At 71.1% G+C, this 25,047-nt stretch carries 14 protein-coding genes; 3 read left to right on the top strand and 11 right to left on the bottom strand.

The window, feature by feature from the left end:
- Positions 1-170 precede the first annotated feature (170 nt).
- The 5 genes from KUM32_RS25125 to KUM32_RS25105 form a co-directional block, all read right to left on the bottom strand.
- Positions 171-1,304, bottom strand: coding sequence for a cellulose binding domain-containing protein (locus tag KUM32_RS25125; RefSeq protein ID WP_217144219.1), 1,134 nt, complete (start codon positions 1,302-1,304; stop codon positions 171-173).
- A gap of 250 nt (positions 1,305-1,554) precedes the next feature.
- Positions 1,555-2,577 carry a LacI family DNA-binding transcriptional regulator gene (locus KUM32_RS25120; protein WP_217144218.1) on the bottom strand — a complete coding sequence of 341 codons (1,023 nt, stop codon included), beginning with the start codon at positions 2,575-2,577 and terminating at the stop codon, positions 1,555-1,557.
- Positions 2,578-2,909: 332 nt separating this feature from the next.
- Positions 2,910-4,091 (bottom strand): AAA family ATPase, encoded by a 1,182-nt coding sequence (locus KUM32_RS25115; protein WP_217144217.1) that lies wholly within the window; start codon positions 4,089-4,091, stop codon positions 2,910-2,912.
- A 572-nt stretch (positions 4,092-4,663) separates the two neighbouring features.
- Positions 4,664-5,743 carry a MerR family transcriptional regulator gene (locus KUM32_RS25110; protein WP_217144216.1) on the bottom strand — a complete coding sequence of 360 codons (1,080 nt, stop codon included), beginning with the start codon at positions 5,741-5,743 and terminating at the stop codon, positions 4,664-4,666.
- 395 nt (positions 5,744-6,138) lie between these two features.
- A complete protein-coding gene (locus tag KUM32_RS25105) occupies positions 6,139-6,477 on the bottom strand; it encodes a MerR family transcriptional regulator (RefSeq protein WP_217144215.1) in 339 nt (112 codons plus the stop codon).
- 737 nt (positions 6,478-7,214) lie between these two features.
- Here KUM32_RS25105 and KUM32_RS25100 point away from each other — a divergent pair.
- A complete protein-coding gene (locus KUM32_RS25100; protein ID WP_308408714.1) occupies positions 7,215-9,497 on the top strand; it encodes a FlgD immunoglobulin-like domain containing protein in 2,283 nt (760 codons plus the stop codon).
- A 246-nt stretch (positions 9,498-9,743) separates the two neighbouring features.
- Here the strand turns inward: KUM32_RS25100 and speB are convergent, their stop codons facing one another.
- From speB to KUM32_RS25085, 3 genes are all read right to left on the bottom strand, one after another.
- Positions 9,744-10,853 carry an agmatinase gene (gene speB / locus KUM32_RS25095; protein ID WP_217144213.1) on the bottom strand — a complete coding sequence of 370 codons (1,110 nt, stop codon included), beginning with the start codon at positions 10,851-10,853 and terminating at the stop codon, positions 9,744-9,746.
- Positions 10,854-11,168: 315 nt separating this feature from the next.
- Entirely contained in the window at positions 11,169-12,212 is a 1,044-nt protein-coding gene (locus tag KUM32_RS25090) for a zinc-binding dehydrogenase (RefSeq protein ID WP_217144212.1), read from the bottom strand.
- 244 nt (positions 12,213-12,456) lie between these two features.
- Positions 12,457-13,101 carry a TetR/AcrR family transcriptional regulator gene (locus KUM32_RS25085; RefSeq protein WP_217144211.1) on the bottom strand — a complete coding sequence of 215 codons (645 nt, stop codon included), beginning with the start codon at positions 13,099-13,101 and terminating at the stop codon, positions 12,457-12,459.
- Between the two features lie 115 nt (positions 13,102-13,216).
- Here KUM32_RS25085 and KUM32_RS25080 point away from each other — a divergent pair, with 115 nt between their 5' ends.
- Positions 13,217-14,179, top strand: a complete 963-nt coding sequence (locus KUM32_RS25080) for a zinc-binding dehydrogenase (protein ID WP_217144210.1) — start codon at positions 13,217-13,219, stop codon at positions 14,177-14,179.
- 221 nt (positions 14,180-14,400) lie between these two features.
- On the opposite strand, the gene KUM32_RS25075 is transcribed toward KUM32_RS25080, so the two are convergent.
- The gene (locus KUM32_RS25075; protein ID WP_217144209.1) at positions 14,401-16,713 is read right to left on the bottom strand and encodes a beta-L-arabinofuranosidase domain-containing protein; all 2,313 of its coding nucleotides are present in this window, start codon (positions 16,711-16,713) and stop codon (positions 14,401-14,403) included.
- A gap of 1,323 nt (positions 16,714-18,036) precedes the next feature.
- Here KUM32_RS25075 and KUM32_RS25070 point away from each other — a divergent pair.
- A complete protein-coding gene (locus tag KUM32_RS25070; RefSeq protein WP_217144208.1) occupies positions 18,037-18,234 on the top strand; it encodes a hypothetical protein in 198 nt (65 codons plus the stop codon).
- A gap of 174 nt (positions 18,235-18,408) precedes the next feature.
- Here the strand turns inward: KUM32_RS25070 and KUM32_RS25065 are convergent, their stop codons facing one another.
- Both KUM32_RS25065 and KUM32_RS25060 read right to left on the bottom strand, forming a co-directional pair.
- Positions 18,409-18,876, bottom strand: a complete 468-nt coding sequence (locus KUM32_RS25065; protein WP_217144207.1) for a hypothetical protein — start codon at positions 18,874-18,876, stop codon at positions 18,409-18,411.
- Between the two features lie 65 nt (positions 18,877-18,941).
- On the bottom strand, positions 18,942-25,028 hold the full coding sequence (locus KUM32_RS25060; RefSeq protein WP_217144206.1) for a DNRLRE domain-containing protein: 6,087 nt from the start codon (positions 25,026-25,028) through the stop codon (positions 18,942-18,944).
- Positions 25,029-25,047 lie beyond the last annotated feature (19 nt).

The following is a 25,047-nucleotide window of genomic DNA, read 5'->3' as shown; positions in this document are numbered from 1 at the left end:
CCATGGGATTCTCCTGTTTCCGGTGCTGGGGTCTCTCCGTCGTTTGATGATCAGGTCATGACAAGCGAGTGGCCGGCGGGGTGGAGCCGGTGCGGTGGAGCCCCTGCCCGTCCGGGAGTCGCTCCGACCGGACGGGCGGGGGAGTGGGGGGTGGGTGTGGGGGACAGGTGCTATGCGGTGGTGCAGGCGGTGTCGTTCAGGGTGAAGCGGTCCGGCTCGGCGAAGGTGCCGCTGTAGGACCCCTGGAAGCCGAACGACAGGCTGCCGCCGGGTGCGATGCGGGCGTTGTGCCCGAGGCCGGTCGCCGTGACGGTGCCCGAGGAGGGCGTGACGGAGGCGTTCCAGGCGTTGGTGATCCGCTGGCCGGAGGGCAGGGCGAAGGCGAGCCGCCAGCCGTCGACCGGGGCCGGACCGGTGTTGGTGACGGTGACGTCCGCGGTGAAGCCGCCCTGCCAGACGTTCGTGCCGTACGTCACCTCGCACGCCGCCGGCCCGTCGGGGTCACCGGGGTTGGTCGGGGCGCCGCCCGTCTCGACGGTGGAGGAGAAGGAGTTCACGGCCAGTCCGGTGCCGTTCTGCCATGGTTCGAAACCGGCCTGGACGCTGGTCAGGTACCAGTCGTCCTCCGCGAGACCGCGCGCGACGGTCGCCCGGACGAAGTCCATGACGTCGAAGCTCCAGCCGCCGATCGCCGTCGGGGCCACGAACGACAGCACGTCGTTGGTGCCGTTGCTGCCCGTCCACACCTCCCAGGTGCGTCCGCCCACGGTGGCCGTGCCGACCGGGGAGCCGATGGGCTGGACCGGGCCCACCCGGTTGAACCAGATCATGATCTCGGTCCGGTTCACTCCGTCGGTCCGGGGGGTGGGGTCCAGCCAGATGTCGTACGAGGCGTTGTAGACGGCATCGCCGGCATAGCCGTACGAGATGCTGGACGGTGCCTCGGAGATGGTGCTGAGCCGTGCGGGGAGGTTCGTGCCCGGGGAGCAGGCCGTGTAGTGGCAGCCGTTGAAGACCGACGGGTACGACTTCGGCGCACCGTTGGTCGGTGCCGAGCCGTCGGCCCGGGTGACCCGGAAGCCGGTGTCGGTGGCGGTGACGCACTGAGTGGCGCTGGTGCCCCAGCGGTTGTTCTGGACGACATAGCGTCCCTGGATCGTCGTCGTCCCGAACGGTTCGCAGATCGTGGTGTCCGCCTGGGCCGGGGCCGCCGCGGTCACGAGCGATCCGACGACGGCGAGGATCCCGATCAGCGCGCCCAGGAGCCCTCTCGGGGTGCGGACTTGGGGCAGTGTCGGTCGCATGGGGGCCTCTCCAGGAGGGTGTGGGGGCGGGAGGGGCCGGGGTGGGAGCGCTCCCAACTCCCCACGAATGGGAGCGCTCCCACTTACCGGTGTGCTGGGACTGTAGAAGCCGCGCATGTTCCTGACAAGAGTGTGCGCACCGGAGTTGTCGAAGAAGTCTCGAAGTCCCAGGTGCGCGTGGTGTGCCTGCGGGAGCGCCCCCACGCTGCGTCGGCCGGCGCGCCTCTCCTCGATCAGGGGGCCTCGTCGGTCAGGCGGTGTCCCGGAGTACCAGTTCCGTGGGGAGGATCACATGGCGCCAGGAGACGGGCGGTTCCTCCATCTCCTCCAGCAGGAGCCGCACCATCGTCCGTCCGATCGCCTCCAGGGGCTGCAGGACCGTGGTCAGCGGCGGGTCCGTGGGCCGCCCCGGCTGGAAGTCGTCGAAGCCGATCACCGCGACGTCCTGCGGCACCCGCCGCCCCGCCGCGCGCAACGCGGTCAGCGCTCCGGCGGCCATGCTGTCCGAGGCGGCGAAGACCGCGTCGAGCCCCGGGTGACGGTCGATCAGTTCCCTCGTCGCCCGGTGCCCGCTCTCCTCCGAGAAGTCACCCTCGACGACCAGGGAGGGTCTGAACTCCACGCCCGCCAGCTCCAGAGCCTCGCGGTAACCGCGCAACCGGCACTGGGCCACGTACATGTCGAGCGGTCCGCCGATGGTCCCGATCGTGACCCGGCCGGCCTTCAGCAGGTGCGTGACGGCGTCGCGTGCGCCCCCGGCGTTGTCGGCGTCGACGTAGGTGACGCTCTCGTCGCCGTAACGCCGCCCCAGCATGACGGTGGGCAGTTCCGCTTTGGCGAGCATGTCCGGCAGCGGGTCCTCGGCGTGCACGCACATCAGCAGCACGCCGTCGACCCGGCCGCCGCGCGCGTACTCGACGAACCGCTGCCGCTCGGTGTCCGTCCGGACCAGGGTGAGCAGCAGTTGCACCGGGGTGTCGGTGAGGGCGTCGCCGACGGAGTGGACGATCTCGGTGAAGAACGGTTCCCCCAGCAGCCGCCAGTCCGCCTCCGTCATGACCAGCGCGACGGCGTCCGCACGGTTCCCGGCCAGGGAACGGGCCGCCAGATTCGGGACGTACCCCAGCTCGGCGATGGCCCGTTGCACGGCGCGACGCGTCGAATCCCGCACACCGGCCGCGTTGTTGACGACCCTCGACACGGTGCCCCGCCCGACACCGGCGAGGGCGGCCACCTCCTCCAGCGTCGGCGTCCCGGGACGCTGCCTCCCCATGCCCGCCTCCCCCCACGAGATCGTCCGATACTACGGCGGCCCGGCCCGCTCAGCGGGGCCTATCGCGGCGGCGTCGGCAGATCGGCGCGTTCTGTGCCGTTCGCCGGACCGGTGGGGATCGTGGGGTCGTCGAGATCCGTCGCCCCACGCCGCGCGGCACAGGGCGCGGCACGGGGCGCGGTCCACCTCCCGCGTGGGGTCGGCGGCGCCTGTGGTGCCGGGCCGGGAGCAGCCGTCCGAAGGCGCCGCGGGTCCGTGAGCGCGGCGAGCGCTCCGTCGGGCGTGGGGGGGAGAGAGGGCGGCGACGCGGGACGAAAGGGGGGCCATGGCCGTCAGCCCTCCAGGACCGTGCGCAGGTCCCACAGGGTGCGCCAGGTGGCCGAACCCTGCTCCGCGCGGCGCCGGACCGGGCCGTCCCAGTAGCCGCGCAGCCGCGCCGCGTCGGCGGGATCGTCCTTGCGGACCACGCCGAGGAGATGCCCCGGGAGTAGCCCCAGCACGTCGTGGTCGCCCGGGAAGTACGCGGCGGCCAGCCCGAGCGCACCCGCGACGGACACCGCCTCCGCGGTGCTCATCACGGTGGACGGACGTTCGACCTCCCAGCCCTCCGCCGACCTGCCCTCGCGCAGGTCGCGGAAGGCGACGACGAGGGCCTCCAGAACGGCCTCGTCGACCCGGAACGGCGCTCCGGCCCGCTCGACGGAGGCTCGTGCCCGACTGCGGACCAGCGCGGTCTCGGCGTCGAGGTCCGGAATGGGGCCGACCGTCTCGAAGTTGAAGCGGCGCTTGAGCGCGGCGGACATCTCGGAGACGCCCTTGTCGCGCAGATTGGCGGTGGCGATCAGGGTGAAACCCGGCGCGGCGTGCACCAGGGCGTCCTCGGTGCCCGACAGTTCGGGGACGGCGATGCGGCGCTCGGAGAGCAGGGAGACCAGGGCGTCCTGCACCTCCGGCAGGCAACGGGTGACCTCCTCGACGCGGGCGACGCCGCCCCGGGTCATCGCGGTCAGGACCGGGGAGGGCACGAGTGCCTTGCGGCTGGGTCCCTGGGCCAGCAGCAGGGCGTAGTTCCAGCCGTACTTGAGCTGGTCCTCGGTCGTGCCGGCCGTGCCCTGGACGACCAGGCCACTGGTACCGCACACGGCGGCGGACAGCAGCTCGGACAGCATGGACTTGGCGGTGCCGGGCTCGCCGACGAGCAGCAGGCCACGCTCGCCGGCGAGGGTGACGACGCACCGCTCGACCAGCGCCCGGTCACCGACGAACTTGCCCGTCACCACCAGCCGGCGCGGGACGCCCTCGGGTGCCTCGGTGTCCTCGGGCAGTCGCAGGGCCCGGCCGTCGCTGCCCAGGACGAAGGTGACGACGGCCCGGGGCGTGAGCCGCCAGGCGGGCGGGCGCGGCCCGTCGTCGTAGGCGGCGAGGAAGGCCAGTTCGGTGGCGTAGCGGTCCTCGGGCGGCACGATCTGGCGGGCGGCGCCGGTGCCGGTGCCGGGGGAGAGGGTGGTGGTCATCGGCGGGACTTCCGGTGGGCTCGGGCAGGGGCGTGGTGGGCTCGCGCGGGGGGGCACGAGGGGTTGTGCGGCGCACGCGGGCAGGGGTGAGAAGGGCCGGGCCGGGCTCGCCGTGACGGACCTGGCCGTCGAGGCCCGACGGCCCCGGGCCGGCCGCTCCCTCCGGGCACGCACCCGTTCACGGCCACGGCGCGTGTCCGCCACGGCTCGCGGCGGACACGCCGACCGGGGCCGCCCCGCGCGTCCGTCGCCGGCACCGCGGGGTGGGCCGCACGAGGACGCCCACCCGCGCTCCCGCCCGTGCGAGCCACCCGTGTCGGCGGGGAGGGCTCCCAGCCGGTCCGACGGGCGCGGTCGCGGTCCGCCGGGGCGGGCGGCTCGCCCGGACGCGTTGCGGCACACCACCTTCCCGTCGCCCGGGGCGACCTCGTGGTCCCCGGCCGTCACCCACCCCATCCGTGCCTCCCCGCGCCCCACTGATCGACTCCTGGGAACTCTAGGCCGGACCACTGACAATGCCGTGCGTGTCACGGGAGCCGCGGGTTCCGCGACCGGGGCGGGCGGGCCACCCGTCAGGTGTCCAGGCGCACCGGCATCAGCAACGAGAAGGCGTCCTCGTCGTCCCGCCGGCGAACGGCGAGGGGCGTCGTGGGGGCACCGAACTCCAGGATCAGCCGGTCCCGGGCACCGGCGGCCAGCGCGTCCAGCAGGAACCGGCGGTTGACGGCGACGTTGTCCGGATCGTCGTCACCGTCCTCGCAGACGGTCACCGTGCCGTCGCCCGCCGCCCTGAGCACACTGAGGTCGTGCGGCGCACCACCCTGCTCGTGCACCTCGCCCGCACGGACGGCACCCGTCTCCAACGCCTCGCGGAACGCCGGCACATCGACGAGGCCACGCCGCCCGGAGGGCAGGTGGACGAGCCGCCGGTAGTCGGGGAAGTCGTACGCCAGGCACTGCCCGGCCGCCTGACGGTCCCCGGTCTCCAGCGTCACGCGGTCACCGTCCACGGCGAGGCGGGCGGACCCGTCACCGTCCAGCAGCGCACGCATCGCGTCTGCGAGCGGGGAGGGGACGACGGCCTGCACGCGCCGCCCGCCGTGCCCGCTGGTACCGACGCGCGCGACGGCCAGGCGGTACCGGTCGGTGGCCACGACGCGCAGTACGTCGTCCTCCACGTCGAACAGGACCCCGCCGAGTACCGGCAGTTCGGGATCGGTACCTGCCGCGAAACGGACCGCGTCCAGCGCGGCGGCCAGCTCGGGCGCGGACAGCCGGACGGTGACGGTACCGGACGGAATGGTCATGGGGTTCTCCCTGTGGTCGAGGAGTGCTCGGAGCGTGGAGAATTCGCTGCGGGCATCGGCCAGCCCCAGTTCGAGACGGCGCAGGTGCGCCTGGAGGAGCCCCCGCACCAGGTCGGGATCCGCACTGGACCAGCCGGCCAGTACCAGCCGGACGTCCGCCAACGGCATGCCGGCCCGCCGCAGCCGGGCCAGCAACCGGGCCTCGTCGAGCTGCTCGGGGGCGTACCAGCGGTAGCCACTCACCGGGTCCACCCGGGCCGGGACCAGCACACCGGCCCGGTCGTAGAACCGCAGGGCGCTCACGCCCAGGCCGCTGTCGCGGGCCATCTCCCCAATGCTGCGCATCTCGTTCTCCACGTCCCGGACTCTGCGCCCTTGACCAGGTCGAGGGTCAACCGGGACGGCGACATCGCGTGCGAGGTCGTGGACACGCGGCTGCCTGGGCCCGATGTCGGGCCGTCAAGGTCCGGCGGGTCTGCCGACGTACCAGGACGACGTGGCCCGGCTGCCGCACGTCCGCCGGAACACCGCCCGGCCGAAGGCCGAACGCCCTCGGCGCGGCTGCCGGCCCGGCGGTCACTCCGTGACGGCCGGCCGGTGACACGCCGCGGCACCCGACGCCTCCGTCACGCCTCGGCGGACCGAGTCCCGCACCGCCGGGTGACACGACCGTGCGACCATGCGTCCACAGCCGTATCACTCCGGCAGAAGGAGGGCGGTGTCACCCGCCCGGCACGGTGTCAGGCGTCGGCCGTGTCGTGCAGGTCACCGGAACGTCGTCGCAGTTCCTCGTTGATCCGCCGGGCGTCCTCGAGTTGGTCTTCCAGAATGACGATGCGACAGGCCGCTTCGACGGAGGTGCCCTGGTCGACGAGCTCACGGGCGCGAGCGGCGATGCGCAACTGGTAGCGGGAATAACGTCGGTGGCCGCCTTCGGAGCGCAGCGGTGTGATCAGCCGGGCTTCGCCGATGGCCCGCAGGAACGCGGGGGTGGTGCCGAGCATCTCGGCTGCTCGCCCCATGGTGTAGGCGGGGTAGTCGTCGTCGTCGATACGGTTGAGCGGAGTGTCTGCGGGCATCTGCACCTCTGATCGGGGAACGCGTCGAGGGGCCTTGGTGCCGTACGGCACCAAGGCCCCGAGGGATTTGCTACACCATCCGCCGGCTTACTGCGGTGCCGGCCTTCTGTTTCCGCACCGGCCACCGTCGGGTGGCGGGCGGTGCGGGGATCGCGGTTGAGTGACCGTGTGACCACCTTCCGTTCCGGGGCCTGCGGTACCCGGGCGCCATGTGTCCGCCCGGGCGATCCTGATGGCGTACGCCTCCTTCTCTCTTCCTTACTGTTGAACCACTCTGTACTGCTGGTACTGCGCACTGCTGGCGGCCTTCGTGGGCCGCCCGGCCCGGCAGTCAGCGGGGGGACCCTGGGAACCTCTGGCCCCGCCACTCCACTGCCGTGCCGCACTACTGTCTCGCATGCGGGCAGTTCATCTCTGCCGCGCCTCACTGACTTCCTGGCTACGTCACCACACTAACTCCGACGACCGCCGCATGTCTACATCAGCCGCGACAGATTTCACTGCAAGCGGGTGAATGGTTTCCTCCCTTCCCGCGTCACGTGTATCCGAGGTGTCGGTCGCAGTCCTCGGTGCGCGGGCTGGGCGGGCGGTGCCGTGTGCCGGATCCGCGCGATCCGAGTGTCGTGACACTCCTGCGACACAGGTGACACACATCCCCTGCGCAACTTCCGCACGGCTGCGTATGACCGCGTTCACACCGGAAAGCCCGCATGTCAACGGTTAACAAGGGGGGTCAGGTGTCCCATCACCTGCGCACAACCAGCCGAACCCGGCGTACTCGCCGTACCGCCGCCGTCACCACCGTGGCCGCCGCCGTGGTCCTCTCCGCGGGGCTGGTGACCGCACTGCCGGCGACGGCCCACGCGGCGGAAGCGCACGAAGTCCTCGTGCCGGCACCCGACGCCTACGGCGAAGGGACCATGACGGTGCTGGCGAGCGGCAGCCAGGGCGTGCTGCACCGCGAGGGCGGCGACTACCTCTGGACAACGACGTACAACCGCACCACCAAGCCTGTCCCGGCCCTCGACGGCGTGCCGCAGGACGCCATCGTGCGCGGCCACGACGAATTCAACCGTGTGATCTACACCAGGCCGCGCGCGGACGGCGGCACGGACTACGTGCGCGTCGGCATCGAGGATCCCGCCTTCAACAGCACCGTCAGCGTGCCCGCCGGATACCTCAACCAGCGGGTCGCGAACGGCTGGGTGCTGGCTACCGTCGACCAGGGTGACGGCACGTACCAGCTGCGCGTGGCCCGCGGCGGGGACCCGGCGAGCGACCCCGTCGTGCAACTGCCCGCCGGAGCCACCACCGGTCCCGAGCCCGTGCTGCTCAGTGCCTACTCCAACCAGCTCGTCATCGGCTACCGGACCGCCGACGGCACCCCCGGCTACGGCATCCTCACCGCGTACAACGGCAGGGTCGTCCCGCTGCCCGTGACCGGCGACGCGAGCAGCTTCCGGATCACGCAGACCACCGTCAGCTGGTTCTCCCGCAGCGGGGAGCCGGGTGTGCGGGTCATGCCACGGGGCAGCACCGCCGCCCCACGCGTCGTGCCGCTCGCCACACAGTCCCCCGACAGCGAGGTCACGACCTTCGTGGTGGGCGACAACGTGCTCTGGTACGAGGGTGGCGGCGGCCGGCTGAACCTGACCCCGTTCGCCGGTGCGGACACCGGGCGGACGCTGCTGAGCGACGTCGAGCAGACGTTCCTGCGCTCCGAGGGCACCGGTTCGCTGGTCGCGTACGGCAAGGACGCCGACGGCAAGCGTGCCGTGCACCTGTTCCACGTGAACGGCCTGGATCTGGTCTCCGACCTGCGGTTGCGCGAGGTGCCGCGGGTCAAGACGGCCGACGGCGCGATCGATGCGCTGAGCCTCGACCGGGGGAGGCTGCGCTACCTCAACTCCCTCGGCGGCGAGCGGACGTTGCACGGCAAGGACATCGGCACCGGGCTCGACCCGGTGGACGGCACGGAGCTCGCCGGCTTCCCGGGCCTCGAGGCCGGCCGCTTCGCCGACGGCACCGACGAGGGGCTGGCCAGACTGGTCGCCGACCCGGACACCGGCGCCGACGTGCTGGTGACCGGTGACGACCCGGAGCACCCGGCGGACAGCTTCCCGCTGCCGGGCACGAACGGCCGCATCCTGGACGCCGCACCGGAGTTCGTGCTGTACGAGGCGGGCGGACGTCAGTATGTCGTGGACACCGCTCGTGACCTCCTCGTCCGGGAGCAGCCGGCGCAGGCCGCCGTCCTGGAGCAGAAGAGACTGTTCAAGCCGGCGCTGAACAACCCCGGCACGGTGAAGGTGATCAACCTGCGCTCCGGCGAGCAGGTCCGGACCATCAACCTCGGCTCCGCCTGCGTCCCCGACGAACTCCAGCACAGCGGCACCCTTCTGTACTGGAGCTGCGCCGCCGAGGACGCGGCGGGCGTACGCGACCTCGCGACCGGGCACTCCTACCCCGCCCCGGCGTCCGGCGTCCTGCTGGGCGACCGCTTCCTGGCCCACCGCGACACCGCCGGCGCCCTACGCCTCACCGCCCTGCAGGCGGACGGCGGTACGGCCGACCTCGGCACCGCCACGGGCCTGAAACAGCCCGCGGAGGGCGACGGGCGCGGCACCACCTGGACCCTCGACGCGGGCGCCGGCAAGCTCGCCTGGGTCGGCACGGACGACACCGTGCACGTCACCGCCCCGCAGCGCGCGGTCTCTCCGCTGCGCGTCGCCCGCACCGACGCCCCACGGAATCCGGCGGGTGAGTGGGGTGCCGCATGGTGGCTGTCCAAGCCGGCGGCGTCCTGGCGGGTGACCCTCACGCACCGTGCGACCGGTGAGGTCGTCCGCACCTGGACGGGCGAGGGCGCCCTCAGCGCCGTACGGGTGACCTGGGACGGCACGTCCGAGTCGGGTACCCCGGCGGCGGCCGGCGGCTACACCTGGAAGCTGACCGCCACCCCGGCGGACGGCGCGGGGGCGGACGCGACGGCCTCGGGCGTCGTGAGGATCACCGGCTGATCACGGCATCGCCAGGGGACCGGGGAGCCTGCCTGCCCGTTGGCCCGCGGCCCACCACGCGGGCCGCGGGCGAGGAGCGGGATGAGCCCGTCGGCACCCTGCTCGGGTTCCGGGGCGGGAGCGAGCGGTGACGGGCCGAAGGCAGGCCCCGGCCTCGGCGGAGGACCGGCTCCCGGTCCAGGGGGACGTCGGCGAGTCATGGGCGTGCGGCCTCACGGCGGACGGGGAACTGCTCGAACCCTCGGGTCAGTGCTCCTCGCCCGGGGTGTGGCGGTGCCCGTGCACTCGGCCGTCGTTGATCCGGTCGAGCTGTTCGTCGGCGTCCCGACCGTGGAGCAGGGGTTCGCGCGGGTCCCAGGTGGTGCCGTCGCGCTGGTCCTTGCGGCGGCGTGCGATGGCCGAGAGCGCTTCGAGGACCACCCGGTTGCCCAGCAGGGCGGTGACGTCGGCGTGGTCGAAGGGCGGCGCGACCTCGACGAGGTCGAGACCGACCACGGGAAGCTCGTAGCACAGGCGTCGGACGGCGTCGAGCAGCTGGCGCGGGGACAGGCCGCCGGGCTCGGGGGTGCCGGTGCCCGGCGCGGAGCCCGGGTCGACGACGTCGACGTCGACGGAGAGGAACACACCCGTGCAGTCGTCGAGGGCGATGCCGGCCGCTTCGGTGAGGCAGTCGTCGAGACCCCGCTCGACGATCTCGGTCATCTCGAAAGAGCGGAGCCGGTGCTGCCGCATCCACGTCAGCACCGGCTCGTCGGGCCAGTAACCACGGAGCCCGACCTGGACGAAGCGGTCGCCCCGCAGAGCACCGGACTCGATCAGCCTGCGCATCGGCGTGCCGTGGGCGACGAGGGAGCCGAACTGGATGTCGGCGGTGTCCGCGTGAGCATCGAAATGGATCATCGACACCTTGCCGAAACCGTGGTGCCTGGCGACGCCCGTGTGGTCGGGCCAGGCGATGGTGTGGTCGCCGCCCAGCACGACCGGAACGGCTCCCGAGGACGCGATCCTGAACACCGCCGCCTCGATCAGCTCGACGGCCTGGGACATGTCACCGCTGAAGACGGGGACGTCACCGGCGTCGTACACCGTCAGGTCCTTCAGAGCGTCGACCCGGAGCGCGAGGCTGGGACGCGACCCGTCCTGCGGCAGGTAGCACGCCTGACGGATGGCCGACGGTCCGAAGCGGGCACCGGAGCGGTAGGTGGTGCCTCCGTCGAGGGGTGCCCCGAGAATCACGACGTCCGCGTCGGCGTAGGTGGCCGGGTCGTACAGGTCGCAGGCGTTCACCCCCAGGAAGGTGATGTGAGGGCCGAACACGGTGAGGGGCGGATGGGACACGGTGCGCCTCTTTCGCATGCGGTGTTCCGTGCTCCACGACGGTATGTCACCGGCCGGTACCTCCGCGTGTCGATCTGGCCGGAGCGCGCACGCGCGGTACGGGCACCGCACCGTCCGGTCTCGGCGCCTCACACGGCGACGGCGGCCGAGGGACGTCCGCCGGCACCTGCCGAAGACCTGGCGGCCGGTTCCGCCGTTCGGCGGAGCCGCTCATGGCGGCGGCTCACGGTGGCGGCTCGTGGTGGCGGCTCGTGGTGGGGGCGGACCATCGCACTCCTGCCCGCAGGAGGGAAAGCGGACAGGGCCGCATCCCCTCCTGCGGGGACGCTCCGGTCAGGGCTTGACGAGCACCTTGAGGCTCCTGCGGTCGGCCATGTCCTGGTAGCCCGCCGGGACCCCGTCGAGGCCGGTGGTGGCGTCGAACACCCTCCCCGGCTCGATGGTGCCGTCGAGGATCGGGGGCATCAGCTCCTCGATGTAGGCGCGTGTGGGGGCCGGCCCGCCGGCCAGGCGGATGTTGTGGCGGAAGAGGCTGCCGAAACCGATCGGTGCCTCTTCGTACTGCGGGACACCGACCCGGCTGATGACACCGCCGGGGCGGACGATGCCGAGGGCCTGCTCATAGGCGGGCATGGCGCCGACGCATTCGAGGACCACGTGCGTGCCGTGGCCGCCGGTGAGGTCGCGGACGCCCTCGATGCCTTCTTCGCCGCGGGCGGAGACGATGTCGGTGGCGCCGAAGTCGCGGCCGAGGTCGGTGCGCGCCTGGTGGCGGCCCATGAGGATGATCTGCTCGGCGCCCAGGAGCTTGGCCGACAGCACCGCCAGCAGGCCGACGGCGCCGTCACCGATGACGGAGACGCGGGTGCGTTCGTCGACACCGCCGGCCACGGCGGCGTGGTGGCCGGTGCCGAAGACGTCCGAGAGGGTGAGCAGGGACGGGACGAGAGCCGAGTCCGCCGCGACGGGAAGCTTGACGAGGGTGCCGTCGGCGAGCGGGACGCGGGTGGCTTCGGCCTGACCGCCCTCCTCCGGCATGCCGTCCCAGAAGCCGGCCTGGGCGTTCGCGCAGGAGGTGTGCAGCCCCTCCCGGCAGAACGCGCAGGTGTTGTCGGAGACGGCGAACGGCGCGACGACCAGGTCGCCCCGCTTGACAGTGGTCACCTCCGAGCCGGTGTCCTCGACGATGCCGATGAACTCGTGCCCCATCCGGACCGGGCCGTCCGCCGACGGCATCGAACCGTAGGGCCACAGGTCGCTGCCGCAGATGCAGGCGGCGGTGATGCGGACCAGGGCATCGGTGGGCTCCTTGACCACCGGGTCGGGGACGTCCTCGCCCCGGACGTCACCCGCTTCGTACATGAGGGTCGCGCGCATGGGTCGTTCCTCCTGTCGAGTGGTGCGTCGTGCGTGAAACGTGGTGCGGATCGGGTACCGCGGGCGACGCTCGTGTACCGGGCGCGAGCAGCCCCGCTCCGCTACGCCGGCGTACCGGTCGCCGCGGGACCCGTGGAAGAACACCTCCGGCGCCTCGCCGTTCGGCCGGTGGCCCGGCCCCCGCGCACCACCGGAGCACACACGGCACCCCCGCCGAGCGAGCGGGCCGCGGCAGCGTGCCCGGTCAGTCCTCGGCCGCGAACCGCAGGCGTGGAGCCGGTGGCAGCGGTGTGGGCGCCCCCGCCCCCGGAACCTCCGGAACGGCACGGAACGCCTCGATCACGTAGGCGGCGAAGCGGCGGGAGGCCGTGAGCCGGGCCGCACCCGGCGCGTCCTGGATGCCCCGGTGAGCCATGAGCATCAGGATCAGGTCGTCGACGACGAAGCCGGGGCGCAGCCGGCCGGCCTCCTGGGCACGGCGGGTCAGTTCGGCGACCGCGCTCACCGTGCGCTCTCGGTCGGCGGCGAAGTCCATGGCCTCGGGGAAGGCCGTCATGAAGGCGTCGGCGAAGCCCCTGCTGCGCGCGTGGAGCTCGCAGATCCGCTCCACCAGGCTCCGGAATCCGTGCCACGGGTCCGCATCCGTGAGGGCGTCCTGGACGGCGGCGCGGCAGGCTCGTCGCTGCTCGGCGAAGGCCGCCATGATCAGGTCCTGTTTGGTCGGGAAGTGCCGGTACAGCGTGGCGGGGCCGACTCCCGCGCTCCGGGCCACCTCGCGCATGGGCACACCCAGCCCCTCCTCGCCGAAGACCGCGCGCGCGGCCTCGAGGATGCGGGCCCGGTTGTCGCGGGCGTCGGAGCGTACGGAGCGAGGCAAATGGCTGGTCATCGCTTCTCACTTTAACCAAACGGACGGGGGCGTCCGGTACGGTCCGACGGCAGTGGCTCCGTCCCTGGGCCCAGCAACCGTGACCTGCGTGTTCACTCCGATCCGAGGAGCAGAGATGAAAGCGGTCGTCATCAGGAAGTTCGGAAGCGCCGACGGCCTGGAGGTCGTCGACCTGCCCGCGCCCGTCCCTGCCGCGGGGCAGGTGCGGATCACCACGGAGGCGATCGGGGTGGGCGGCGTGGACGCCGTGATCCGCCGGGGCTCGTTCGCCGCGTACGGCTTCCGGGAGGGCCATCTCCTCGGCAGCGAGGTCGCGGGAAGCGTCACCGCGGTGGGCGAGGGCGTGGACGCGTCGTGGATCGGGCGGCGGGTGTGGGCGTTCACCGGCCTGTCCGGCGGGTACGCCGAGCAGGCCGTCGCCGCGGTCGAGGACGTCCTTCCGCTGCCCGACGGCCTGACCGCCGCCGACGCGGTGACCGTCGGCGGCTCCGGCGTGGTCGCGCACTTCGCCCTTGAGCGGGCCCGTCTCGCGCCCGGTGAGACGGTGCTCGTGCGCGGTGCGGCGGGCAGCATCGGGATCACGGCGGTCCAGCTCGCGACCAGGGCCGGCGCGGGCGCGGTGGCGGTCACCACCTCCTCGGCGGAGCGCGGCGCCCGTCTGCGGGACCTGGGCGCCACCCATGTCCTCGACCGCTCCGGCGAGGGCGGTCCGGACGCGCCGTCGGGCGTCGACGTGGTGATCGACGTCGTGGGGGGCGCCGACCTCCCCCTCTTCCTGGACAGGTTGAACGCCAACGGGCGGTACGTGGCCGTGGGCGTGGTCGGCGGGCAGCCGCCGGCGGACTTCGGCATGCGGCTGATGGACGCCTTCCGCAGGTCGCTGACGTTCGCCACGTTCAGCTCCGACACGGTGCCCCGCTCCGACGGGCAGACGGTGCGGGCGTCCCAGTTCGCCGAAGCCGCACACGGGGACCTGCGCACGGTCGTGCACGAGGTGCTGCCGCTGGACCAGGCGGGGGCGGCCCACCACGCGATGGACGCGGGCAAGGTGTTCGGCAGGGTCGTGCTGACTCCCTGAGCGGGGCGCGGACGGCGTTCGCCGCGCCGGGCGACGAAGCGGGTCCCTCTGCAACGTGGCCATGCCCGCCGCCGACCCGGGCCGGCCGCACGTACGGCGGCCGGCCACGGACTGGCGGCCGTCGCCTCCCTCGACGTCTCCGGTGCCGGTTTCCGGAACGCTCTTCCGGTAAGGCTCCACCGCCACCCGCTCGGGGCGAGGCACGGGGAGACTGCCGTCGGTCAGCGCACGATGCGCCACCGGTTGTCGGCCGTGCCGTCGTCGGCGTCCTGGACGGCGAAGGCACCGACCGCAGTGGAGCCGCCGGCGATGGCGAGGAGCTTCCCACTGTGCGCGTTGCGGATCTTGTAGGTGCCGTCGCCCTGGTCGAGCAGGGCCCAGCGGTGGTCGGCGGTGCCGTTGTCCGCCCACTGCAGGACGGCGGCGCCGTCGGCCGTGGACATGTTGAGCACGCCGAGCACCTTGCCGCTGTGGACGTTGCGGAAGCGGTAGGCGTCGCCGTCGGGGATCATCTCCCAGTCGTGGTCGGCGGTCCCCGAGTCGGGCCACTGCAGGGCACGGCCGCCGTCGGCGGTGGACATGTCCTGGACGCCCAGCACCAGGCCGCTGGCCGCGTTGGCGAGGCGGACGGAGGTGAGGCCGCCGGTGTTCCAGTAGACGGTGTAGTTGTGTCCGTGCGCGTCGTGGAACGGACCCAGGTTCACGGTGGTGCCGTTCGCGGTGGCGGTGAAGGCGAGCGAGGCGGACCCGGTCCGCCGGATCGACGTGGTGTCGAGGGAGGGAAGCGAGGTGAGGGCCGCGTTCCCGTAGTTCCCGGACAGGACGACCGGGCCGTAGGTGACGGCGGAGACGTGCGGATTGTCGTTGGCCGGCCGTACGACGGTCCGCATGGGCAGGCGGACGGTGACGGTGTCGCCCGAGGTCCAGGCGCGGTTCAGGGTCGCGTAGCTGCCGGGGGTCGTCGCGATGTCCTGCGCGACGCCGTTGACACTGATGACGGCTCCGGTGGTCCAGCCGGGGACGCGGATGCGCATCGCCCACGTCCCGCCGGCGTTGCCGGTGACGCGCAGGGTCGTGGTGTCGCCCGCCGGGTACGTGGTCGTCTGGGTGACGGTGATGCCGCGCTGGGTCCAGGTGAGGACGGAGGGCACGAACAGGTTGACGGTCAGGGTGGTGCCGGAGTGGAAGTAGACGGAGTCCATCAGCCGGGTGTGCATCTCCAGACCGGTGCCCTGGCAGCACCAGAAGGTGGTGTAGTCGGTGCTCCAGGTGCCGCCGCCCCACGCCGGGCCGACACCGCGCCGGCCTCCGGGCCTCAGCGGGGTGAAGTAGGTGACGTGGCCGTGCGGGTCGGCCGGGTTCTGCTGGCCGATCATGTGGTTCAGCCATGCCTGCTCGTAGTAGTCGAACAGCGCGGCCCGGTCCGGCGTCAGCGCGAACAGCTCCCGCGTCAGCCGGAGCATGTTGACGGTGTTGCAGCTCTCGCACGTGTCGTTCATCAGATACCCGGCGATGGCGTTCGGGGCGCGGAAGTGTTCGGCCTGGCTGTTGCCGCCGATGGCGTAGGTGTGTGCGCCGACGCACATGGTCCAGGCGTTGGTGGCGATGTCCCGGTACCGGGCGGTGCCCGTGGCCTTGTACTCGCGTACGGCGCCGATCCACTTCGGCACCTGTGTGTTGGCGTGCAGCCCGGCCAGGCGGTCCTGGTTCGCGGCCAACGGGTCGAAGACCGCGGCGTGGTCGAAGCGCTGGGCGACGGTGAGCCAGCGCGCGTCACCGGTCTGCTGGTGGAGATCGGCCAGTACGGCGTTCATGCCGCCGAACTCGGTGCCCAGCATGGCCTGCATCTGGGCGGTGCTCAGCCGGCCGGTGCGGGTGTCGACCCAGGACGCCAGGGACAGCAGGACGTCACGGGCCTGGGTGCTGCCGAGGTGCCGCCACACGTCCAGCAGGCCGGTGAGGGTCTTGTGGATCGTGTAGTACGGGACGTTGCCGTTGCTCAGCGTCCGGTTCTCCAGGGCGGTGAAGTCGGACTCGGGGTAGCCGGACAGGTATCCGGCGGAGAATCGGACGGCGCTGTTGTTGGCCTGGCACTTGGCCAGCTCCGCCACCATGTACAGGGCCTTGTCGCGGCAGACGGTGTCCCCGGTCACGGCGTACAGCTGCGCCCAGGCGGTGAGGAAGTGGCCCTGGACGTGGCTGCGGAAGGGGAAGTCGGGCGCCTCCCAGCCCCCGGTGGCGGCGGCGCCCTTCGTGGACAGCCCGTGGTTGGCGCGGAAGTTGTACAGCAGCCGGTCGACGTCGACGAACCGCAGGTAGCTCTGGGTCCGGTTCTGGTTGTCCAGCCACCTGCTCGCGGTCAGCCTGACCTGACCGAGGTCGAAGGGGAAGGCCAGGGCTCCGATGTCGGCACGGGCCGGGGAGGCCGCCGCTCGGGCGGGGGACGTGCCGGCCAGCGGTCCGACGGCGCTCGCGGCGGCGGTCGCCCCGGTGAGCTGGAGGAGACGGCGTCTGCTGACGGAGGAAGAGGACATGCGGGCACCCTTCTGGGGGGACTCGGCGGCTCGGGCGGGAGAGGAAGGTCCGGCCGGGGGCGTGCGGTTCACCGGCCTGGTTCATGTCCGGTCAGAGGTGGCGGTGGCGTAGGTGGCGGCCCGGGTGGCTGTAGGCCGCCCGCGGTGAGCGAGGTCGTCCCGTAGCGCGATCGGAGCGGGTGGCGGGCGGGGAGTCGCCTGCGCGGGCGTGGCCGTCAGGGGAGTGAGCGGTGCGGCGTCAGCGCGGTCGCGGCGGGCGGGCCGCCGTGAATCGTGTTCCGCGACGAGGGCGCGCGGACGTTTCCATGAAGGCGGCTCCGGCACGAAGTGGAGGCGGCACGGCAGCGGTGGGGACGACCGCGTCGAGGCGGCCCCGCCCCCGGGGCGGCCTGAGGGGGCAGTCCAGGTCCGCGACCTCCAGGAGGCCGCACCGGTGCCGCGGGTGCGCTGAGCGCCGCGCCGTCGGCCATGGACGCGCCCGCACGGTCAGTCGCGTGCCGCTGTGCCGGCTCTCGGCGCGGTACCGGTCACCGCCCGCGTCAGCGAACCGCCGCTCCTGCCGGGCGGCGCCGTTGAAGGTGCCCTGACCGACCAGGGTTCGGTCCTCCGTATGCGGCATGCGGATGCCCTCCGTGAACAGCGCTCCGCGCGTCGGGGCGCGGGACACCGTGGCAGGCCGGCTGGAGGTCGACCGGCGAACCGTAGGGCCGCCGGGCGGTGTGCGGACACGCATGAAAGCCTCCTCGTGCGGGGAAGGGAAGCCGAGCGCATGGGCGGTGTACCGGAAACCGTCTTGCGGACGGTTCACTTCCGGCGGTCTGAGGGGGACATCAGGGGCGGACGGGGGACCGTCTGTTCGTCATATCGAACGTTGTTCGCGGAGGTGACGAGACCATAGAGGGGGGAGTGACGGGCCGTCAATGCAGGCGACGTCGGCAAGTGACGCCGCGATGCGTACCTGGGCGCCGATGCGCCGGAGTCATTGACGTGTCCGTGACGTGCCCAGGGCGGGCCGGCACGGCACTCCGGTCGAAGCGCGATCACGCGACGCCCCCTGGGCGAGGGAGCGACATGATTCTCCCCTTTGAGAGCGCGGACGTGCGAGCCTCGAAGTTGGACCGACCTGGAGCTCGGTGGCCCGTGGAAGCTCAAGGAGGATCGCGGATGCCTATTGGGCGGGGCCGTGGGACTGGGCAAAGTAACGATTACGCGAGATCGGCACGGTGCTGGGCAGGATGGTTCGGGCCGCCCTCCGCGGTGTCGGACCGTAACGGACCGGGCATGTCATAGGCGGCAGAGCGGTGGCAAAACGGGGGGTGGGTGATGACGAAGCTCGGCGCAGGGGCGCTGTTCCTGTTCTGCTACCTCGACGTTGTCGCGTGCCTGGCCATCGGGGACTGGATTTCCGATGTGGGTCCTCTTTTGCTCTATGGCGGCCCGGCCGCTTTCGTCGCTGGGTTCGTCACCCAGGCGGCACATGACATCCGCCAGCGAAGTGCCGGGCGCAACGCGCGTTTGTAGGCGCCCTGTTGGGCAGCGCAGCCTGGAACCGTGCTGGACGTAGTGCAGAAGGCTCCCGCGCCGACCCGCAGCTCAACTCATTCTGAAACGACCAGTTGCAGTAACAGCCGTTGAGATGGCATTGCCGCACAGTCGGGATCGACTGTGCGGCAATGGCCTGTCGTCACGGCAGGGTCATCCCGACTTCGTCGCGCAGGACAATTGCTCGTCGATCTCCCGTGCGGTCATCGTCTTGCCCTGGATGGTCCAGTACCGGTCCTCAGCCGAGGGGTCCTTCGCTGCCTCTTCGAAGTCCACGAGATCCCCGACGCTGTCTTCCTGGTGTGCGTAGGTGACGGATACGTCCACCGGCGAGGGCACCTCGGCGGGCTTGTCCGATGTGGCAGCCTTGCGGTACCCGGTCGGCGACCACAGCTTGATCAGCCCGTTGGCAGCGGCCTCGCCTGTGGGCCCTTCGCCCCACCACAGCAGTTTCTCCTCCCGTGTCTCGCTACCTGGATCCCAGACCTCGACACGGTCCAGTTCTTCGCCGGGACAGACAGGAACCTTGACCTGGACGTCCGCGTCCGTGACGCGGAAGCCGAGCACCAGATTCTCGTCGCTCGGGTGTTCCGGGATCTGGTCGCAGGATGTGCTCAGCACTCCGAGCAGGAGAACGGAAACCGCCGTGGCTCTGGACGCGCCGGGCGCGCGTCGGCTCGAAGGCGTCAGCACCGATAGCCTCCGCTTCTCCACCCTGCCCTGCGCTCCCACCGGTTGCGGCAAGGATTCGCTCCGGCGCGCAGGTAGCGGATGCCGAAGCCAAGACCATAGCGCAGCCACTGAGACCTGTGCCTCTTCTCGTGGTTGATGCGGTTGCGCGTGATGTAGGCGCGGTTGTTCGACGTGAAGTATGTGGTGCCGAGCGTGGTGCCACCGCGCGCGTGCAGACCCCATCCTCCGCGGCAGACTCTCATGCCGTAGCGGTAACCGCACTTGTAGCCCATGTACCGGCTGACACCTGCGAGTCCATAGCCCAGCGCGCGTGCTCCGGTGCGGCGAACCTTCTTCCACCGCCAGAACTTCCAGGTCCACCGCTTGCCGTCGAGGTCGTACTGGTTGATGGGATCGGCCGGGTAGCCATAGGCGTTGGCGCCTCCGCCGTAGACCGGGTCGAGGGACAGGAATCGGCCGGTCTGTGCGTTGTAGAGGCGGGCGCCCATGAGGACCAGCCCGGTGGGGGTCTCGGTAGAGCGCTGTTTGGCGCCGAGCCAGTTGTAGCGGGTGGCCGCTTGCCCGACACGTGGGTTGCCGTATTCGTCGCTGTCCAGAGCAACAGGTGCCTGGGATGCGTCGAGCGGGAGTTGGAGGGCGACGTCGCCGTGGATGGTGGTGAGTTGCAGGACGGTGTCGCCGGTCTTGCTGGTGGTGGCTGCCAGGTCACCGCCGGTGGAGTCGACGTTGCGGGTCAGGGCGCCGGTGGCGGTGTCCTCCACGATCCAGCGGGGGTTGTCGCCGTCACCGTCGTAGTGGTTGGTCTTGGATTCGGTCTGGGTCCAGGTGGTTCCGCTACCGCTCTCCACTGTCCAGGAGCGGAAACGCAGATTGGCGTCGAGCTGCCAGGTCTGGCGCTTGCCGTTCGCGGTCTGCTGGTGGACGAGGTCGTTGGTGTAGTAGCTGATGGTGCTGTTCGGCAGGGCGGTGGTACGGCCGAAGGCGTCGTAGGTGTAGCCGGTGTTCACCAGGCGGTCGGCGCTGTCGTAGGTGTAGTTGGTGGTGGCCCCGGTGGAGGTGCAGGCACTGCCCGAGTCCGCGGTGGCGGTGGCCAGTGTCTTGCGGTTGGAGCGCTGGTCGAAGGCGTAGGTGCGGCGGGTGCAGACCTCGCCTACGGTGTCGTCGACGTTCGTGAGGCGACTGGCCTTGTCGTAGGTGTACTTCTTTGCGGACCAGCCCTGGTGGCTGGTCACCTGGCCGTGAATGGATTCGGTGACGGTGTCGGTGTAGACGGTGGTGCCGTCGCTGTCACGGGTGTAGGCGCGTGTGGTGGTGGCGCCGGTGGGGTCCTCGGTGACGTTCAGGGTGTAGCCGCCGGGGAGTTTTTCGCTGGTGAGGGACCCGTCGGCGTCGTAGGTGGCGAGGAAGTCACCGGCGACGGAGTCGCTGGTCTTCGTGACCAGTCCGCGGGGTTCGCTCGTGTGGTCGTAGGTGTAGGCGGTCGTGGAGGGGACGGTGTCGCTGGTTTTGACCGGCCGGCCGAGCTTGTCGTACTCGGTGGTGGTCCTTCCTGCGTCGGCGTCGGTGTAGGAGATGAGCCGGCCGAGCTTGTCGTAGGTCTTGGTGATGGTGCCGCCGCTGGGGGAGGTCACCTTGGTGACCTTGCCGGTGACCGGATCGTACTCGGTGGTCACGTCGGGGACGGCCTGACCGAGGCCTCCGGTGACCGTGGTCTTCACGGGGCGGCCGGCGGCGTCGTAGGTGGTGATGGCGGTGCGGGTCTGGCCGTTGGCCGTGTCGGTGACCGAGGAAGGCTGGCCGTAGTAGTCGTACTCGGTGGTGGTGTCGGGCAGATTGGCCGGGTTGGTGCCGCCGCCGGTGATGGCGCCGGCCGGACCGGTCCAGCAGACCTGGTCGGCCCATTCGGGGCGGCCCTTGCACCAGCCGGTGCCGCCGGCCGCCCAGTACTCGGTGATGCGGGTCGCGGCGTCGCTGCCGGTGGAGCCGGGCAGTGACTGGGAGGTGACGCGGCCCTGGGCGTCATAGCCGGTCGAGGTGGTCAGGTTCAGGCCGCCGGCGTCCTGGATGGTGAGGGTGGACAGGCCCTTGGCCCAGTCGTACTGGGTCTCGGTGACGCGCTTGTCTCCCATGACCGAGTAGTAGTCGCGGACCCGGGCACCGGTGACTTCCAGGGTGAGCTGGTCCTTGACGGTGGCGGTGCCGTCGGTGGGACGGCCCTCGTCGTACTCCTTGACCGTCCAGGTGCGGGCGGGCACGGAGGTGCCTGCCTCGACCAGGACGGTGGTGCCGTCCTTGAGGTCCTCGCCCAGGTCCACGCGGTGCAGCGGCCCGAATTCCTCGAGTTCACGGGTGCCGGTGTCGTTGTAGAGCGAGGTGGTCGACAGCAGCAGGGCCCGCTCAGAGGTGGACCGGGAGATGATGCCCAGGTCGGTCAGGGTCTCCTTGTGGGCGTCCGTGGCACCGAGCGCGAGTTCGCGATTGCCGGCGCGCAGTTCACGAACGGTGTTGCCGAACCGGTCGTACTCGGTGGTGGTGATGGACTTGCCCGGCTCCGCGGTGTTGACCTGGCGGCCGGAGGCGTTGAGGTAGTGGACGGTGGCTCGGCCGTAACCGGCGGAGGTGAGGTCATTGCCGTCGTGGGACGCCGGTACGGCATCGGCCGGGAAGACGGCTGTGGCGTCGCTGGGTGTGTCGAGTTGGCCCCAGGCGGCCGTGTCGGAGGCGCCCATCTGGTGCGGGGCCTTGGTACCGGTCAGCGGGACGCCGTAGACGATGCTGGTGACCGCTTCTCCCTCGATGGTGTCCGCGGTGCCCTGCTGCAGCGCGGGCCGCGAGACCTTCAGGAGCATCCCGTCACCAGGGGCGGTGCCGCTGTTGGCGTTGCCGTAGGTGAAGGTGTAGGGCAGCTCGCCGGGCGGCTCCATCCAGGTGACGCGGCCCTCGTGGTAGGCGTACTGGGTTTCGGCCTGCTGCCCGGTGCGCGGATCCCAGGACTGCCGCAGCCGACCCATCGAGTCGTAGCGGTAGGCGGCCACGGCGGTCGCGTTGGCCACGGTGGCCCCCGGCTCGGTGGCCCACAGCCGGATCTGTCTGACCTGGCCGGTGAAGTCGCCGAACTGGGCGTCGGTTTCCGTACCGGTGGCCGTGGTGGCCGTCGCGTAGACGAACTCCAGGACCCGGCAGCCCTTGGTCGACGGGGTGGCCTCGCAGGCCGCCGCGGTAGCCGCCGAGGTCGGAGCGATGATCCGCTTGGGACGGGCCAGTGTCTTACCGTCCACGGTCACCGTCTCCGAGACCACCGTGGTGGTGGAGTTCGACAGGCCGTCCAGCAGGGTGCTGGACACCTGCCAGGTCGTGGCACCGGAGGGTTTGGTGAACGTGGTCACCGTGCCCTCGGCGTCGGACAGGGTGAAGGTTGAGGACACGGTTCCCTTGAGGACCAGGCCCTCGGCGCCGGGCTCGGGAACCCAGCCGGTTCTGGCGGCGTTGGCGGTGAAGTGCAGGGCGTCGCCCTCGGCCGTCACCACGGCTACCGCGGTGTCGGAGACCTTGCGCAGATGGGAGTCGTCCGACTCCGTCATGTCCGCGACCGTGCCTGCCACCCATTCCTTGCCGAAGATGGCTGCCTGGCCTTCCTGTCTGGCGCCCTGGTCGGGTGCGCGGGAGGAAGCGGTGCGGGTCACTGACATGTCGAAGAACGACGCGTCGGTCTCGGAGAGGGTGTAGTCACCGGTGAGCAGGTTCAGCGAACCGGGACCGGCCTCGGTGGTGGCCGCGCCGTCGGCGTTGCGGTCCACGACCACGGTCAGCGGAGCAGTGCTCGAGGAAGCCGAACTCGGGCCGGTGAAGTCGGCCTTGATCTGGACCGTGCCGTCCGGGTTCACCGTGTCCGTGGTGTTCCACACCAGCGGCGCGTTCTTGCCGGTGGTCAGCGGCACCGGCCAGGCGGTCAGCGCGGTCCCGCCGGAGGTGACGTCACCGGCCGGGATGCGCACCCAGGCATCGGCCTCCGAACGGCGCCAGGAGAAGGAGACCTGGTCGTACGTGCCGGCCTCGGCCTCGGCGACCAGCGGCAGTCGACGCGCGGTGCGCTCGCCCTCGGACGGCTGGATGAAGCCACCCGAGCCGACGTGGAAGAGGTACTCCAGCGCCTCGGACTTGTTGTCGGCCTTGTCCACCGAGCGGACCTGCAGCGTGTGGGTGCCGTTCTTCGGCGGGGTGACGCTGATGTTCCTGGCCGTCGAGGCGCCGCCGGTGGCGACCTTGGTCCAGGTCACTCCGTCCAGTGACCACTCCAGCCAGTTGTGGTCGGCTGCCGGCGGGGTGACGGTGAACGTGCCTGCCTGCCCGGCGCCCTTGACCCACTGCCCGGACGGGTAGTCCGTCGAGGTGATCTTCGATGGCGCGGACGGGGCGGAGGTGTCAACGGTGAATGTCTTCCACGCCGACCAGCCGGTGTTGTAGTGCGTGCCGTCGTACGGGCTGGTGCGGAACTTGTACGTCTTGCCGTTGGCCAGTACCCCGGACGGAACCGTCACCGAGGCGGCCGAGCCGGAAGCGACGAACTTGGAGACCATGTTGGTCCCGACCTGCGTGGTGCCGGTGGAGTCATACACCTGGAAGGTGCCGTTGACCTTGTCACCGTCGGCGTCGACGAAGGTGTCCCGCAGCGTCGGTGTGGTCGTGTTCACCTGGTAGGCGCCGCTGTAGGAGAAGAACGGCGGTCCGGCCTCCTGCTTGGTACCGGTCTTGGGCCGGAAGTTGTACTTCACCACCAGCTTCGGCGGGTTGGAAGCGGCGTTGGCGGAGTTGACCCGCTTCCACTGCGCGAGCACCGACTCGCTGGAAGCCTGCAGCCCCATATGGCCGCGGCTGCTCTTGGCCGACGCCCACTCCTGCACCAGTGACGTCACATCCGCGTTGATCCAGCCGTCGGGCTGCGCCGAACAGGCAGTGTTGCCACGGGTCTCGGTCGAGGTGGCCTTCTTCGCGGTCATCGTGGGCCGGTTGGTCCACCGGCTGGAGGTCGAGGCCGCTCCGGAAGACCACACCTCCCACGGGTAGAGCTTGCAGTCGGTGTTGGCGGAGTGGAAGTTCCACAGGGACAGCTTGGCACTGGAGACCAGCGCGTCCTGCAGGCCCGCGGTGTTCCAGGTGATGAAGGACTGCGCGGTGCGCGGCGTGCCGTTGCTGTTCGTCGTGCCGGGGTTGCCGAAGTCCAGCTCGGTGTCGGTGGACAGGTCGACGGTCTCGCCCTGCTGCACGTAGGTGTCGAAGACGTTCGACAGGGACGACGTCGACGGGTCGATGGTGACCGGGTACTTCGTGTCCGGATCCGTCAGGAACTTCGCGTCCGGAGTGACGACCAGGTCCACACCGTCCTTGGTCTTGACGACCTTCATGGCGACCCTGGCCCGGTTGGTGTGCTCACCGGAACGCTTGTCGACGCCCGCGTCCCACATCACTGGCGCGGGCATGACAGCCCGCTTCCTGCTCTTCTTGTCAGTGAAGAGCACACTGCCGTCCTTGAGCTGCTTGGCCTTCAGCCCTTTGGCTCTGAGCGGCAGCGTGTAGGAGTAGCTGCCCGTGCCGGGGCGCTGCTTGAGCTCGACGTACTGCTCGAACCCGGTACGGGTCGCCTCCACCACGATGTCGGCACCGGGCACAGCGTTGGTGTACTCCGCCCGCGTACCGTCCAGCTTCGGCTTGGGCAGACCGCCCTTCCACTGCAGTGTGATCTGCTCGTCGCCCTCGCCCAGCGTCACCAGATCGACGGCCTCGGCCTGCTGCGCCGCCTTCAGCGACTTCGCCGGCGTGCCCGTCCGGCCTGCCATCCGCAGCTTGTTGGGGTGGGCCACGGGGGCCACCCCGCCGTCCGAGGCGCGCAGATTCACGTCGACATCGACCCAGGTGCTGTCCCGCTTGAAACGGACCGGACCCGCCGACAACTCCGTGGTCAGACTGCCGTCCTTGTTCACCCACGTCGTCGACGTCTCGGTGCGCTCGCTCAGCGCTTCCACCTGCCGGCCCGACAAGCGGGCCGCGACCTTGGCCGACGCGATGTCCGCCGCAGCGGACACCCCCTCGGTCTGGCTTCCC

It is taken from the genome of Streptomyces sp. AC627_RSS907, assembly GCF_019049165.1.
The sequence above is the reverse complement of the archived record's forward strand: the minus strand, read 5'-3'. Positions and strand labels throughout refer to the sequence as shown.